Here is a 13,310-nt window from a genome sequence, read left to right on the forward strand (position 1 = left end):
TACGGATCAGATCGGTACGCATGATGGCGTGCTCCTCTGCATTCAGGGGGAACCCACACGACACTCAACACGGGGGGACGGTGCGACCGTGCGGGGAAAAGTTCACGGGAACGGCCCGGCGATCCGGGGGGGGGACCTGCTCGGTGTTCCGGGGGGATGTAACCGGGGCGGCCTACCGGATGTTCCCGGCGGCTGCCGCGCACCGGGCCCGGGGGCCACGGTCGCATGCCAGGTATAACGACGTCGGCCGGCCCCCGATTCCGTCGTCAGGGTGGCACCCGCCACGGGACGAAACCCCCAGACGGAACAAATCGCGCCCAGGCCGATCCCGGGTAGTGGGCAACGGGCGATGATCCACTCCGGTTCGGCGATGTTGCGGTGTCCGGAGGTGGGGATGCCCCCATGTCGGCGATACGGAGTCGATCACGGCCGGATTGTCCGTTAGCGCCCTCGGGCGGGACCTCGGGCGGGACCCCGGGGGTTGGCCCACCCCCATGCCTCGGGCGCGAATCAGACAAGGACCCGCATACCGCCCAGCCCTGACCGCAGGTCGATGGAGGGTGTCACCTTCACGCCGCCTCGGACCAGCCCCGACAGGACCAAGGGCCGTTGCGCGACGGGCATCGTCGAGCCTCGGTGGTGTCGATCGAGGGACTTCCGCTCTGCCACGTCGACCGTCCAGCGCGGAGATTCAGGCGCTGTCGGAGGGCTTCGCGGCGTCGCCGGCCTGGGCGTGCCGCTCCAGCAGCCGCTGCCGGATCTCCTCCGGGGTGTACGCGCGCCGGCGTCGTTCGGCCCGCGCGATGACCACGCCGGAGGCCGCGACGCCCGCGAGGCCGGCCAGCCCGAGGACCTTCCACCACCGCATTCGTTGCCGCATCGGCCTAGGCTAGACCCCCATGAGCATCAGCCTGGACGAGGCCGTCGAGTTGACCCGCACCGGCGACGTGTGGGTGTTCCGGGGTAGTAGCGTGCCGGACCGGGCGATCCAGTTCACCACCAACAGCCCGGTGAACCACGTCGGGATGGCGGTGGTGCTGGACGACATGCCACCGCTGATGTGGCACGCGGAGCTGGGCAGGTCGTTGCCGGATCTGTGGTCGGGCAGCCACCAGCGCGGTGTCCAACTGCACGACCTGCGGGACGCGGTCTCCGTCTGGGCCAACCGCTACGGCCAACGGGCCTGGCTGCGGCAGCTCGATCCGCCGGCCGACGGGGAGATGGAGCGGGCGGTGCTGCGTACGATCGCGCGGCTGGACGGCACGCCATTTCCCTCGACGGCGCAGTTGGCGTGGCGATGGGTGCGTGGCCGGGTGCCGGCTCTGCCACACCTCGGTCGGCCGGCGCTGCCGCGTCTCGGTCGGTCGGCGCTGCCGCGTCTCGGTCGGTCGGCGCTGCCGCGTCTCGGTCGGCCGGCACCTCGGCCGACCCCGGACAGGTCGGCCGCCTCCCCGGTGGAGCGGGACCGGGCGCTGGAAACGGCGTACTGCGCCGAGGTGGTCGCGGTGACCTATGAGGCGATGGGGTTGCTGCCGGCGGGCCGGCGTCCAAACTGGTACGACCCGGGGCGGTTCTGGAGCGGGGACGACCTGGGTCTGGCCGCCGACGCCCGCCTGGGCTCGGAGATCGAGGTGCGGGTGCCGCCGCGCTGAGGTTTGACCTGGGCGGTGACCGGCAATTGCTGTCGCCGTGAATGCCTCCACGGATCTCGACACGTTGGCCGACTTCTTCGACCGGTACGGCGTGGCGTTGACCTCCGGCGACGTGCCGGCCATCGCCGGCTGTTACGCCCTGCCGGGGCTGGTGGTGGCCGACACCTACAGCTTCTCGTTCACGTCGCCAGCGGCGGTGGCGTTGTCCTTCGTGGGCGCCGCACCTGACTACCAGGACCGGGAGGTGGTCGCGGCGCATGCCCAGATCGAGGACGTGCAGCCGGTGTCCGCGCGGTTGACGATGGTGGCGGTGGAGTGGGAGTTCCTGGACAGCCGAGGGCAGGCGGTGCCGGGGGAGCGGTACCGCTACCTGTTGCGTACCTCGGATGAGGGGCCGGTCATCTGCACGGTCATCCGGACGGGCTGACCAACCGGGACCGTCCGCCCGCCGAGCCGTTTTCCGTAATGGGTCGGCCGGTCGGCCCGATCCGTACCCGCTGGGTTCCCGGTCTGCCCGGTGCTGGCTACGCTGTCGCGTCGGTGGGGACGAGGGGAGACCTGATGGCGGTGCGGCCGGACGGTGCGGCGGGGTCGCGGGCGGCCCGGGTGTTGGCATCGGTGCCGTGGATCGTGGTGCTGCTCGGTGTGGGTGCGCTGGTGGTGCTGCTGGTGGTCGCGTTGCTGTCGTTCCGGACCAGGGAGCGCGATGCCCCGCCGCATGCCGCGCCTCCGGTGTTTCTGCCGACCATGCCGGCGGCCGCATCGGCCACGGGTGGGCCGACGCCGGCCGCCGTGGAGCGGCGCACGGTGTCGCCGCGGCCGTCGCGCAGCAGTCGGGCGCCGTCGCCGCGGGCCACGGTGACCGGCTCGCCGACTCCGGGGCGGACGAGTGCCCCGCCGGTGCTGGCGGCTCCGGCGAACGACACGGTGAGCGCCCGGTACCAGGTCGGTACGGACGGCTGGGACGGGGACGCGGCGGTGCTGTCGATCGCCAACGAGTCGAGTCGGTCGGTGGATTGGCTGGTGGAGTTGGCGTTCGACGACGACATGTGGGCTCTGCGAGTCGCTGACGACTCGGGGATCTCGGTACGGGGGCGCGGCAACGGCGAGTTCGTGTTGCGCGGCACCCGTTCGCTGGACCCGGGTGACTCTCGGACGCTGCGGCTGCGCCTGGGCCGGGGTGAGTCGGCGGAGCGGCCGCTCCGGTGCACGATCAACGGGGTCGACTGTCGGCTCGACTGAGCTGGAGCCGGGTCGGTGGCGCCGCAGAGGGTGCGCCGTCGGCGCTTCCGGGCCCGCCCGCCGATCGCTACGCTGCCCGGACGGTCCGCTGAGGGAGGTACATGTCCGGCATGCGTCGCGTCCCGCGACTGTCGCGTGGTCCGGCCGCGATCGTGTCATCGCCCTGGATCATGGTGGGTGCTGGTGTCGTCGTGATGGTGGTCCTGCTCTTCGTGGCCCTGGGCGCGTACCGGGGGCCTAGTCCTGCGCCGGACGCCGCGTCGGTGCCGCCGGCGTTGCCGCTGCCGTCGGCGGTGGCCGCGCCGAGCGCACCCGCGCGGGTGTCGTCTCCGGCGCCGGTGGTGCCGGGGTTGTCCGGGCGTGCGAGTGGGCTGCCGCCGAGCACCGCGCCCGGGTCGCGATCACCGTCGGCCGGCCCGTCTGTCGGCTCGACACCTGGGCCGACGGCGACGCGGTCGCCGAGCCGGGCTCCACAGGGGCAGCCGGCGGTGAGTGGGCGGTACCGGGTGGTGCAGAGCTTCGACGGGGGTTTCATCGGCGAGGTGTTGATGGTCAACGCGTCTGCCGAGAGCCGTGGTTGGACAGTGGTGTTCGAGTTCTCCGGTGGGCGGTTGGTGACCACCTGGGTGGAGGGCGTACCACAGGGGACGGTGCGGCAGACCGACGGCGGCTTCACGTACGTCAGCGGGGTGGACGTGCGGCCCGGTGGTTCGGTGTCGTTGCGGTTCCACCTGGAGCGGGCGTCCGACATCCCGCGGGAGTGCACGGTCGACGGGGTGCGCTGCAGCGGGTTCTGACCCGGATGGACACGGCGCTTCCGCAAGGAGGCTGCTTTGTTGCGACCATGTTTGCAAGGTATTGCAGAATGTTTCGGCGAGGGTTAGCGTGCGGCCAATCAGCGACCAGAGGAAGGCGTCGATGAAACCCCCGCCGAAACCGCGCACCGCCCTGCTGGCCCTCGTCTCCCTGCTCACTCTCACGCTCGTCGGCACCCCGGTCGCCGTGCATCCAGCCGCCGCCGCTGCCCCCCGGCCGTCCGGCAGTGCTTTCCTCGCCGTCGGCGGCGCCGCCCAGTGGCGCGATGAACCCACCGCCGACGCGCTGCTGAAGGCGGGCGGCAACTCCGCGCGGGCCGAGCAGTTCTACTTCGTCCTGCCGGACCGGTTCGCCAACGGTGACCCCCGCAACGACCGCGGTGGCCTCGCCGGTGACCGGCTGCGCACCGGGCTGGACCCGACCGACAAGGGCTTCTACCACGGCGGTGACCTCAAGGGTGTCATCGACAAGTTGGACTACATCCAGGGGATGGGCACCACGGCCATCTGGCTCGCCCCGATCTTCAAGAACCGGCCGGTGCAGGGTGCCGGCAACGACATCTCGGCCGGTTACCACGGCTACTGGATCACCGACTTCACGCAGGTGGACCCGCACTTCGGCACCAACGAGGAGATGAAGCGGCTGGTCAAGCTCGCCCACCAGCGCGGCATCAAGATCTACCTCGATGTGATCGTCAACCACACCGCCGACGTCATCAAGTACGCAGAAGACACGTACGCGTACGTGGACAAGGCGACCTCGCCGTACACCGACGCGCAGGGGCGGGCGTTCGAGGACCGCAACTACGCCGACGGCAGCCGTGCCTTCCCGCCGGTCAACCAGGGGTCGTTCCCGTACACCCCGACGTTCGCCGACCCGAAGGACGCGACCGTCAAGGTCCCCGCCTGGCTCAACGACGCCACCATGTACCACAACCGGGGTGACTCCACCTTCGCTGGCGAGAACAGCGAGTACGGCGACTTCTTCGGCCTCGACGACCTGTGGACCGAGCGCCCCGAGGTGGTCCAGGGGCTGACCAAGGCGTACGGGGACTGGATCGGCGCGACCGGCGTCGACGGGTTCCGGTTGGACACCGTCAAGCACGTCAACATGGACTTCTGGCCGCAGTTCAGCCAGGGCATCGAGCGGGCCGCCGAGAAGGCCGGCAAGAAGGACTTCTTCATGTTCGGCGAGGTGTACAGCGCCGATCCGGAGATCAGCTCCAGCTATGTCCGGCAGGGTGGCCTGCCGGCGACCCTCGACTTCGCCTTCCAGGAGGCCGCGCGCGGGTTCACCGCCGGCGCCGGCTCGGCGAAGGCGCTGGCCGACGTGTACGCCCGCGACGACCTCTACGCCGCCCGGGACACCGATGCCGGCCGGTTGACCACCTTCCTCGGCAATCACGACATGGGCCGGATCGGTTCGTTCATCGCCGGCGGTGGCACCGACCCGGCCAGCCATCTGCGCCGCGACCAACTCGCGCACCAGCTGATGTTCCTGACTCGTGGCCAGCCGGTGATCTACTCCGGCGACGAGCAGGGCTTCACGGGCCCCGGCGGGGACAAGGACGCCCGACAGGACATGTTCGCCTCGTCGGTTGCCGACTACCTCGACGACGACCTGCTCGGCACCGACCGCACCCACGCCAGCGACCAGTTCGACACCGGCCACCCGCTGTACCGGACCATCGCGGAACTGGGCCAGCTGCGGCAGGCGCACCCGGCGCTGCGCGACGGCGTACAGGTCACCCGGTACGCCGCCGACGGACCCGGCGTCTTCGCCACCTCCCGGATCGCCCCCGCCGATCGCACCGAGTACGTAGTGGCGGTGAACAACGCCGACACCGCGCAGACTGTCACCGTGGACACCTGGTCCGCCGGCGCCACCTTCACCGGCATCTACGGCGGCGCACGCACCACGACGGCGGGTGCGGACGGCAGGCTGACCCTGACCGTGCCGCCGCTGTCGGCGGTGGTGCACCGGGCCGGCACCCCCATCGCGCGCCCGGCCGGCGCGCCGCGCATCACCATCACCGCCCCGGACGCGCCCGTCGCCACCCGGGCCGCGGTCACCGCCCAGGTGACCGGTGACCCGCTGGCCACCGTCACCGTCGCCGCCCGGGTCGCGGGCGGTCGGTGGACGTTGCTGGGCAGCGCCGACCACGCGCCGTACACCGTGCAGCACGACCTGACCGGCCTGGCCGGTGGCACCCGGGTCGAGTACAAGGCGGTGGTCCGCGACGGCCGGGGACGCACCGCGACGGCCCGGTCCACCGCCATCGTGGGCACGCCGGCGCAGGGCGAGTCCCGGGAGTGGGCGGTGGTGCACTACCAGCGCCCGGCCGGTGGGTACGACGACTGGGGGTTGTACGCCTGGGGGGACATCGACCCGGCGTACGTCACCGAGTGGCCCAAGGGGCAGCCGTTCGCCGGGGAGGACTCCTACGGCCGGTTCGCCTGGGTGAAGCTCAAGCCGGGCGCGAAGTCGGTGAGCTTCCTGGTGGTCGACCGGAACGGCACCAAGGACGTCGACGCGGACCGCAGCATCGACGTGACCCAGACCGGCGAGGTCTGGCTCAAGCAGGGTGACCCGGCGATCTACCCGAGCAGGCAGGCGGCCACCGGTGAGCCGGCGCCGCCGGTCGAGGAGGGCACCGGCGTGATCCACTACCGGCGGGCCGACGGCAACTACGACGGCTGGGGCCTGCACCTGTGGGACGGCGCGGCCAACCCGACCGAGTGGTCCACCCCGTTGCGGCCGACATCCGTCGACGCGTTCGGGGCGGTGTTCCGGGTGCCGCTGGCGGCCGGTGCCACCGGGCTGAACTACATCATCCACCAGGGCGACACCAAGGACCTGCCCGACGACCAGCGGCTCGACGTCGCCAGCGTGGGCCGCGAGGTGTGGCTGCTCGCCGCAACGCCGGGCCGGTTGCTGCCGTCGACGACGACCAGCGCCAGCGGGGACACCGACATCAGCAAGCAGAAGGCGCACTGGATCGACCGGTCCACCGTGGCGTGGCAGACTCCGCCGACCGACGGCAAGACGTACGCGCTGGTCGCCGCGCCCACCGGCGGGGTCAGCGTGGTCGACGGGGAGCTGACCGGGACGTACACCACGTTGCCGTTGCGGGCGCAGCGCAACGGGCTCACCGAGGCTCAGCGCACGGCGTTCCCGCACCTGTGGTCGTACCGCGGATTCGCCCTTGACCGGGCGGACCTGGCCAAGGTCCCGGCGGCGCTGCGGGGGCAACTGCTGGTCACCGAGCGCGATGCCGAGGGTGCCCTGCTCGCCGCGACGGGCGTGCAGATCCCCGGTGTGCTCGACGACGTGTACGCGGGGGCCACCGACGCCACGCTCGGGCCGACGTTCGCGGGCCGTACGCCGAGCGTCGCGCTGTGGGCGCCGACCGCCCGGACGGTGGCGCTGCACCTGTTCGACTCGCCCACCGCCGCGCCGAGGACGGTGCCGATGCGTCGCGACGACCGCACCGGCGTCTGGTCGGCGCGCGGCGACCACACCTGGACCGGGAAGTACTACCGGTACGAGGTGCAGGCGTGGCAGCCAGCGGCGCAGCGGATGGTCACCGCGTCGGTGACCGACCCGTACTCGGTGGCCCTGGCGGCGGATTCCACGCACAGCCTGCTGGTCGACCTGAACGACCCGGCGCTGGCACCGGCGGGCTGGCGCACGCTGCGCAAACCGGCGCCGGTGCCCCCGGCGAAGGCGCAGGTCTCCGAGCTGTCGGTGCGGGACTTCTCCATCGCCGACGACACCGTGCCGGCGCAGCGGCGGGGGACGTTCCTGGCCTTCACCGACCCGAAGACCGCCGGCATGACCCACCTGAAGGCGCTCGGCGACGCCGGTGTCACCCACCTGCACCTGCTGCCGGCGTTCGACTTCGCGACGATCCCGGAGAAGCGGGCCGATCAGCGTCAGCCCGCCTGCGACCTGGCGGCGCTCCCGCCGGATTCCGCCGAGCAGCAGAAGTGCGTGACGGCGGTCGCCGAAACCGACGGCTACAACTGGGGGTACGACCCACTGCACTACACCGTGCCCGAGGGCGGCTACGCCGTCGACCCGGCCGGTGCGGCGCGGACCACCGAGTTCCGCCGGATGGTCGCCGGGGTGAACGACGCCGGGCTGCGGGTCGTCATGGACGTGGTGTACAACCACACGTCGGCCGCCGGCACCGACGACAAGTCGGTGCTCGACCAGATCGTGCCCGGCTACTACCAGCGGCTGCTGGAGGACGGCACGGTCGCCAACTCCACCTGCTGCGCCAACACCGCGCCTGAGCACGCCATGATGGGCAAGCTGGTCGTCGACTCGCTGGTGACCTGGGCCCGGCAGTACAAGGTGGACGGTTTCCGGTTTGACCTGATGGGCCACCACCCCAAGGCGAACATCCTGGCCGTACGAAAGGCCCTGGACCGGCTGACCATCGCCCGCGACGGTGTGGACGGCAAGGCGATCCTGCTCTACGGCGAGGGCTGGAACTTCGGCGAGGTCGCCAACGACGCCCGGTTCGTGCAGGCCACCCAGGCCAACATGGCGGGCACCGGCATCGGCACCTTCAACGACCGGCTGCGCGACGCGGTACGCGGCGGTGGGCCCTTCGACACCAACCCGCGGGTGCAGGGCTTCGCTTCCGGGCTCTACACCGACCCGAACGGCGACGCGGTCAACGGGTCACCGGCCGAGCAGAAGGCCCGGCTGCTGCACGCCCACGACCTGATCAAGGTGGGGCTGACCGGCAACCTACGCGGGTACCGGTTCACCGACACCGCCGGGCGGCAGGTCACCGGGGCGCAGGTGGACTACAACGGCTCCCCGGCCGGCTACACCGCCGCGCCGGGGGAGGCCGTCACCTACGCCGACGCGCACGACAACGAGATCCTGTACGACGCATTGGCGTACAAGCTTCCGCAGGCCACCACGGCGGCGGACCGCTCCCGGATGCAGGTGCTGGCGCTGGGCACGGTGGTGCTGGGACAGGGCACCGGGTTCGTCACCGCCGGCACCGAACGGTTGCGGTCGAAGTCGCTGGACCGCAACTCGTACAACTCCGGTGACTGGTTCAACCAGATCCGCTGGGGCTGTGAACGGGGCAACGGGTTCGGCGCCGGTCTGCCACCCGCGCAGGACAACGAGGACAAGTGGTCGTACGCGAAGCCCCTGCTGGCGGATCCGGCGCTGGTGCCGGACTGCGCGGCGATCAACACCACTGACGCCCGGTACGCCGAGTTGCTGCGCGTCCGGGCGTCGTCGCCGGTGTTCGGGCTGGCCACCGCCGAGCAGGTGCAGCAGCGGGTGGCGTTCCCGCTCTCCGGCGAGACGGAGACGCCGGGCGTGCTGACCATGACGCTGGACGCCCGCGGGCTGGGTGGGACGTGGAAATCAGTGACCGTCGTCTTCAACGGCACCCCGGAGACGGCGAAGCAGACCCTGACCGGTCTGCGCGGGGCGAACGTGGCCCTGCATCCGGTGCTGGCCAACTCGGCCGATCCGGTGCTGCGTACGGCCTCCTTCGACCGGGCGTCCGGCACGTTCACGGTGCCGGCGCGCAGCGTGGCGGTGTTCGTCCAGAAGTAGTGCGAACCGGCCCCCTTCCGCGTCTCGCGGAAGGGGGCCGGCCCGGTTTTCGGTCATCGTGCCGCCGTCACCGGCCGCACATCACCGTCAGGCGAAGCAGTTCTCGATGGTGCCGCCCGGGATGGCCAGGCAGTTCGTCGGGCGGTTCGCGGTGATCGCGGACTTGTCGTCCACGTTCACCTCCCCGAAGAAGCTGAAGACACCGCCCGGAGCGAAGGTGGAGAAGTTGTGGGCGACCTTCGTCTTCGACAGGTTGACCTCGCCGAAGATGTTGAAGATGCCACCGCCGACCCCGATCGGGCCGATGGCCCGGTTCCCGACGACCTCGCTGTCGCGCAGCGTGGTGACGCTGTCGGCGTTGAACAACCCGCCGCCGAAGAAGCCGGCGGTGTTGTCCTTGATGCTGCTCTTCTCGAACGTGACCGCGCTGTCGAAGGCGATGGCCACACCGCCACCAACTCCGGCGGTGCTGTTCCTCTCGATCGAGACGTTGTGGAGGTTCAGCTGGCTGTCCGCCGCCGCCAGACCGCCACCGGCGAGAACCGCGGTGTTCGAGACGAACTTGGTCTCGTACGCGGTGGTGTTGCCCTCGATGTCGAGGAGGCCACCGCCGAAGCCCAGCGTCTCGTTGTCGCTGATCTCACCCTTCTTGATCTCGACGGTCCCGCCGTCGACATCGTCGGTGAAGATCCGTGCGGCGCCGTTCGAGATACCGCCACCACCGATGACGGCGGTGTTGTCCTTGATCTTCGACTCCTCGACCTTGAGCAGGCCGGCGTTGAAGACGCCGCCACCGAAGAAGAAGGCGGTGTTACGGGTGACGGTGCTATGCCAGATCTTCGTGGTGCCGAAGTTGGCCACGCCGCCGCCGTTGCCGCCCGACTGGTTGAGGACGACCTCGGACTCGAGGATCTCGGCGGTGCCGCCCGGCTGGACCAGGATGCCCGCGCCGTCGCTGTCTTCCGGCTCCTCAACGAGCGGCGTGACGACGCCCTCCTGAGCGGTCGGCGCGGCCTTGGGCGTGGCCTTCGGAGCCGCCTTCAGCCCCGCCTTCGGGTTGGCCTGCCGCGTGGTGAGCGCCTGGTTCAGCGGGACACCGGACTTCACCTGCGCCGCGATCGCCTCGGAGTCCGAGTAGGTGCCCCAGACCGCCGCCGGCTCGACGGACATGTACCGCTCGAGGGTCTGGCCGCCCTTGATGGTCAGGCCCTTGATCGTGAGTTGCCCGCCCGGGCCGACGTTGAGGATGCGGAAGTAGTCGGCCGTCGCGTCCCGGACGATCGTGGTGTGCTCGCCCTTCAGCGTGATCCGCTCGGTGATCACCGGCAGGCCGTTGCCCTCGTAGTCGTTCCGGGTCAGGTTGTAGGTGCAGCCCTTGGCCAGTTCCAGCACACCGCCGTGCCTGCCGTTGGCGAAGACGATCGCCTGGATCAGCTTGTCGGTGTCGCAGGGCACCTCCTTCCCGCGCTCGCGGTCCTTGTCCTTGTCCCGGTCCTTGTCCTTGTCCTTGTCCCGGTCACGGTCACGGTCGCGACCCTCGTCGGCCCGCTGGTCGCCGTCCCTGCTGACCTGCGCGGTGTTCCACTTCAGGCCGGCCACGCCGACAGCTCCGGCGCTGCCCGCGACTGCTACCGCGGCGAGGCTGACCACGCCCGTCAATCCGGCTACGCCACTGGCGAGCCAGAGCTTGCGGCGGCGCTTGGCCGCCGCCCGCCCGGAGGCTTCGTTGTTCGTTAGGTAGTTGGACATCGGAGCTCTCTGCCCTCTCCTCGTACCAGACAGGGTCGCCGCCCTCAGGCGGGTGTCCCCTGCTACAAATCGGTTGTAGCTCCCAAAAACACCGTATGAGAATGTTCCTCGCTTGGCGGGCTTATCCGAAAGAAGCCCACATTCGGTTCATGTTCGGCCCCTCATGGCTCGGACGCCCCGGCCGGGCACGCCACCGCCCAACCCGGCCGTGCACCCTTGTGCACTGCCCAAACGGGTACGCCCCTCCGGGCCGGCGATCGGCTCGGAGGGGCGCACCCTCTATGTGGTTCAGCCCCACCGATCAGGCGAAGCAGTCCGGAACGTTGAAGCAGTTGGTCGGTCGGTTGGCGGTCACCGCGGACTTGTCGTCCAGGGTCACCGTGCTGCCGAGCCGGTTGAAGATGCCGCCGGGCGGGAGGGTGGCGAAGTTGTGCGCCACCGTCGTCCGGTGGAGGCTGACCTCGCCCCCGTCGGTGTTGTAGATGCCGCCTCCGCGGGCGAACGGACCGATGGCCCGGTTGCCCACCACCTCGCTGTCGCGCAGCGTGGTGACGCTGTCCTCGTTGAAGAGGCCGGCGCCGAAGAATCCGGCGGTGTTGTCCTTGATGGCGCTGTTCTCCACGGTCGCGGTGCTGTCGAAGGCCACCGCCACGCCGCCACCCACGCCGGCGGTGCTGTTCTTGGCCACCGTCGCGTACTCGAGGGTGAGCTGGCTGTCGGCCACGGCGACGCCGCCACCGGCGAGGACGGCGGTGTTGTCGCTGACCGTCGTGTAGTGCAGCGTCGTGGTGCCCCCGACGTCCAGGACGCCGCCGCCGAAGCCGAGCGTCTCGTTGTCGGTGACCTCGCTCTTGTAGACCCAGACCGATCCGCCATCGACGTCGTCGGTGAAGATCCGCGCCGCGCCGTTGGAGATGCCGCCGCCGCCGATGATCCCGGTGTTGTCCTTGATCTTCGACTCATCGACCTGGAGCACCCCGGCATTGAAGATGCCGCCGCCGAAGAAGAAGGCGGTGTTGTACGCCACCGTCGTCTTGCTGAGCCTGGCGCTGCCGAAGTTGGCCAGCCCGCCGCCGTTGCCGCCGGACTGGTTGTAGAGCAACTCGCTGTCCAGGATCTCCGCGCGACCACCGGGCTGCACGAGCACCCCGGCGCCGTCGGTGAACGCGGGCTGTTCCACCAGCGGCACCACCGCTGGCCCGGCCGCCGTCGGCTTCGTCGGCTTGGCTGCCGTCGGCGCCGCGGTCTTGGCTGCGGGCCTGGCAGTCGTCGCTGCCGCGGCCTTGGCGGCGGTAGCCGCACCGGCCTTGGCGGCCGTCGTCGCGGCGGCCTTGGCCGCGGGCTTTGCGGCCTCCGGCTTGGCCGGCTTGGCCGCCGTGCCCGGTGCGATTGCCGGGTCGGCCGGCTTGGCCGCCGTGGTCCGGACCGACGCCGAGTACGGCGCCCAGGCCGTCGCCGCGTCAGTTGTCATCGCCCGCTGGAGGGTCTGGCCACCCTTGATGCTCAGGCCCTTGAGGGTGAGGTGCCCGCCCGGGCCGACGTTGAGGATGCGGAAGTAGTCGGCGGTGGCGTCGCGGCCGATGGTGGTGTGCTCGCCCTTGAGGGTGATGGGCTGGGTGATCACCGGCAGGCCGTTGCCGTCCTGGTTGCGGGTCAGGGTGTAGGTGCAGCCCTTGGCCAGCTCCAGCACGGCGCCGTCCTTGTTGTTGGCGAAGGTGATCGCCTGGATCAGCTTGTCGGTGTCGCACGGGACCTGTTCGGTGCGGTCCTTCTCATCGCGCTTGTCGCGGTCGTCGCGCTTGTCGTCCTTGCCGGACTGGTCGTCGAAGCCGCTCCAGCCGTCGCCGCTCCACTCGTCGTCCTGACCGCCGGCATCGTTGGCGCCGTCTCCCTTGGCACCGTTGTCGTCCGCGCCGCCGGCGTCGCTGACGTTCTGCCGTTCGGGTGACGACTGCGCGTCGGACACCCGGTCGGAGGTGGGTTTGTCGTCCCGGGCGGCCAGGCCGCCGAGGGCCGCCAGGCCGACCACACCGGTCAGCCCGGCCACGCCGGCGACCCAGAGCACCCGTCGTCGTCGTGTCGGCGGAGCTGTCGATGCCCCGCCGTCGGTACTCGTTACGTCGTTGGACATCAGAGCCTTCCGCCCTTTCCTGCTATCAGACGGGGTCGCACCGCCCGAGGCGCCACGACCAGCTACAAATGGGTTGCAGCCTCTGATCCCCACCGTATGAGAACCATCTTCGCGATGCGGACGTA

Annotated in this window: 9 protein-coding genes; 5 read left to right on the top strand and 4 right to left on the bottom strand. The window is 70.6% G+C overall.

Annotated features, from left to right (window positions below):
* Nucleotides 1–691 precede the first annotated feature (691 nt).
* On the bottom strand, nucleotides 692–880 hold the full coding sequence (locus ABZS37_RS00005; protein ID WP_355165087.1) for a hypothetical protein: 189 nt from the start codon (nucleotides 878–880) through the stop codon (nucleotides 692–694).
* 19 nt (nucleotides 881–899) lie between these two features.
* Between ABZS37_RS00005 and ABZS37_RS00010 the strand changes: the two genes are divergently transcribed.
* The 3 genes from ABZS37_RS00010 to ABZS37_RS00020 all read left to right on the top strand — a co-directional run bounded on the left by ABZS37_RS00010 (nucleotide 900) and on the right by ABZS37_RS00020 (nucleotide 2,894).
* Nucleotides 900–1,652: a hypothetical protein gene (locus ABZS37_RS00010; RefSeq protein ID WP_355164575.1), complete on the top strand. Its 753-nt coding sequence runs from the start codon at nucleotides 900–902 to the stop codon at nucleotides 1,650–1,652.
* Nucleotides 1,653–1,689: 37 nt separating this feature from the next.
* A complete protein-coding gene (locus ABZS37_RS00015; RefSeq protein ID WP_355164576.1) occupies nucleotides 1,690–2,079 on the top strand; it encodes a hypothetical protein in 390 nt (129 codons plus the stop codon).
* 134 nt (nucleotides 2,080–2,213) lie between these two features.
* Nucleotides 2,214–2,894: a hypothetical protein gene (locus ABZS37_RS00020; RefSeq protein ID WP_355164577.1), complete on the top strand. Its 681-nt coding sequence runs from the start codon at nucleotides 2,214–2,216 to the stop codon at nucleotides 2,892–2,894.
* Nucleotides 2,895–2,961: 67 nt separating this feature from the next.
* Here ABZS37_RS00020 and ABZS37_RS00025 read toward each other — a convergent pair whose 3' ends face one another.
* Nucleotides 2,962–3,429, bottom strand: coding sequence for a hypothetical protein (locus ABZS37_RS00025; protein WP_355164578.1), 468 nt, complete (start codon nucleotides 3,427–3,429; stop codon nucleotides 2,962–2,964).
* A gap of 13 nt (nucleotides 3,430–3,442) precedes the next feature.
* Between ABZS37_RS00025 and ABZS37_RS00030 the strand changes: the two genes are divergently transcribed.
* Nucleotides 3,443–3,691 (top strand): hypothetical protein, encoded by a 249-nt coding sequence (locus ABZS37_RS00030; RefSeq protein ID WP_355164579.1) that lies wholly within the window; start codon nucleotides 3,443–3,445, stop codon nucleotides 3,689–3,691.
* Between the two features lie 121 nt (nucleotides 3,692–3,812).
* Nucleotides 3,813–9,305, top strand: coding sequence for a pullulanase-type alpha-1,6-glucosidase (gene pulA, locus ABZS37_RS00035; RefSeq protein WP_355164580.1), 5,493 nt, complete (start codon nucleotides 3,813–3,815; stop codon nucleotides 9,303–9,305).
* An 87-nt stretch (nucleotides 9,306–9,392) separates the two neighbouring features.
* Here pulA and ABZS37_RS00040 read toward each other — a convergent pair whose 3' ends face one another.
* Together ABZS37_RS00040 and ABZS37_RS00045 are read right to left on the bottom strand one after the other, a co-directional pair.
* The gene (locus ABZS37_RS00040) at nucleotides 9,393–11,054 is read right to left on the bottom strand and encodes a hypothetical protein (RefSeq protein WP_355164581.1); all 1,662 of its coding nucleotides are present in this window, start codon (nucleotides 11,052–11,054) and stop codon (nucleotides 9,393–9,395) included.
* Nucleotides 11,055–11,355: 301 nt separating this feature from the next.
* Nucleotides 11,356–13,185, bottom strand: a complete 1,830-nt coding sequence (locus ABZS37_RS00045) for a right-handed parallel beta-helix repeat-containing protein (protein ID WP_355164582.1) — start codon at nucleotides 13,183–13,185, stop codon at nucleotides 11,356–11,358.
* Between the last annotated feature and the right edge of the window lie 125 nt (nucleotides 13,186–13,310).

This window comes from Micromonospora sp. NPDC005413 (assembly GCF_040606435.1).
In the GTDB taxonomy this organism is placed as follows: domain Bacteria; phylum Actinomycetota; class Actinomycetes; order Mycobacteriales; family Micromonosporaceae; genus Micromonospora.

Coding starts and splice junctions, on each gene's coding strand:
- ABZS37_RS00005 (WP_355165087.1), bottom strand. CDS start 880: ATGCGGCAACGAATGCGGTGGTGGAAGGTCCTCGGGCTGGCCGGCCTC.
- ABZS37_RS00010 (WP_355164575.1), top strand. CDS start 900: ATGAGCATCAGCCTGGACGAGGCCGTCGAGTTGACCCGCACCGGCGAC.
- ABZS37_RS00020 (WP_355164577.1), top strand. CDS start 2,214: ATGGCGGTGCGGCCGGACGGTGCGGCGGGGTCGCGGGCGGCCCGGGTG.
- ABZS37_RS00025 (WP_355164578.1), bottom strand. CDS start 3,429: ATGAAACCCCCGTCGAAGCTCTGCACCACCCGGTACCGCCCACTCACC.
- ABZS37_RS00030 (WP_355164579.1), top strand. CDS start 3,443: ATGGTCAACGCGTCTGCCGAGAGCCGTGGTTGGACAGTGGTGTTCGAG.
- pulA (WP_355164580.1), top strand. CDS start 3,813: ATGAAACCCCCGCCGAAACCGCGCACCGCCCTGCTGGCCCTCGTCTCC.
- ABZS37_RS00040 (WP_355164581.1), bottom strand. CDS start 11,054: ATGTCCAACTACCTAACGAACAACGAAGCCTCCGGGCGGGCGGCGGCC.
- ABZS37_RS00045 (WP_355164582.1), bottom strand. CDS start 13,185: ATGTCCAACGACGTAACGAGTACCGACGGCGGGGCATCGACAGCTCCG.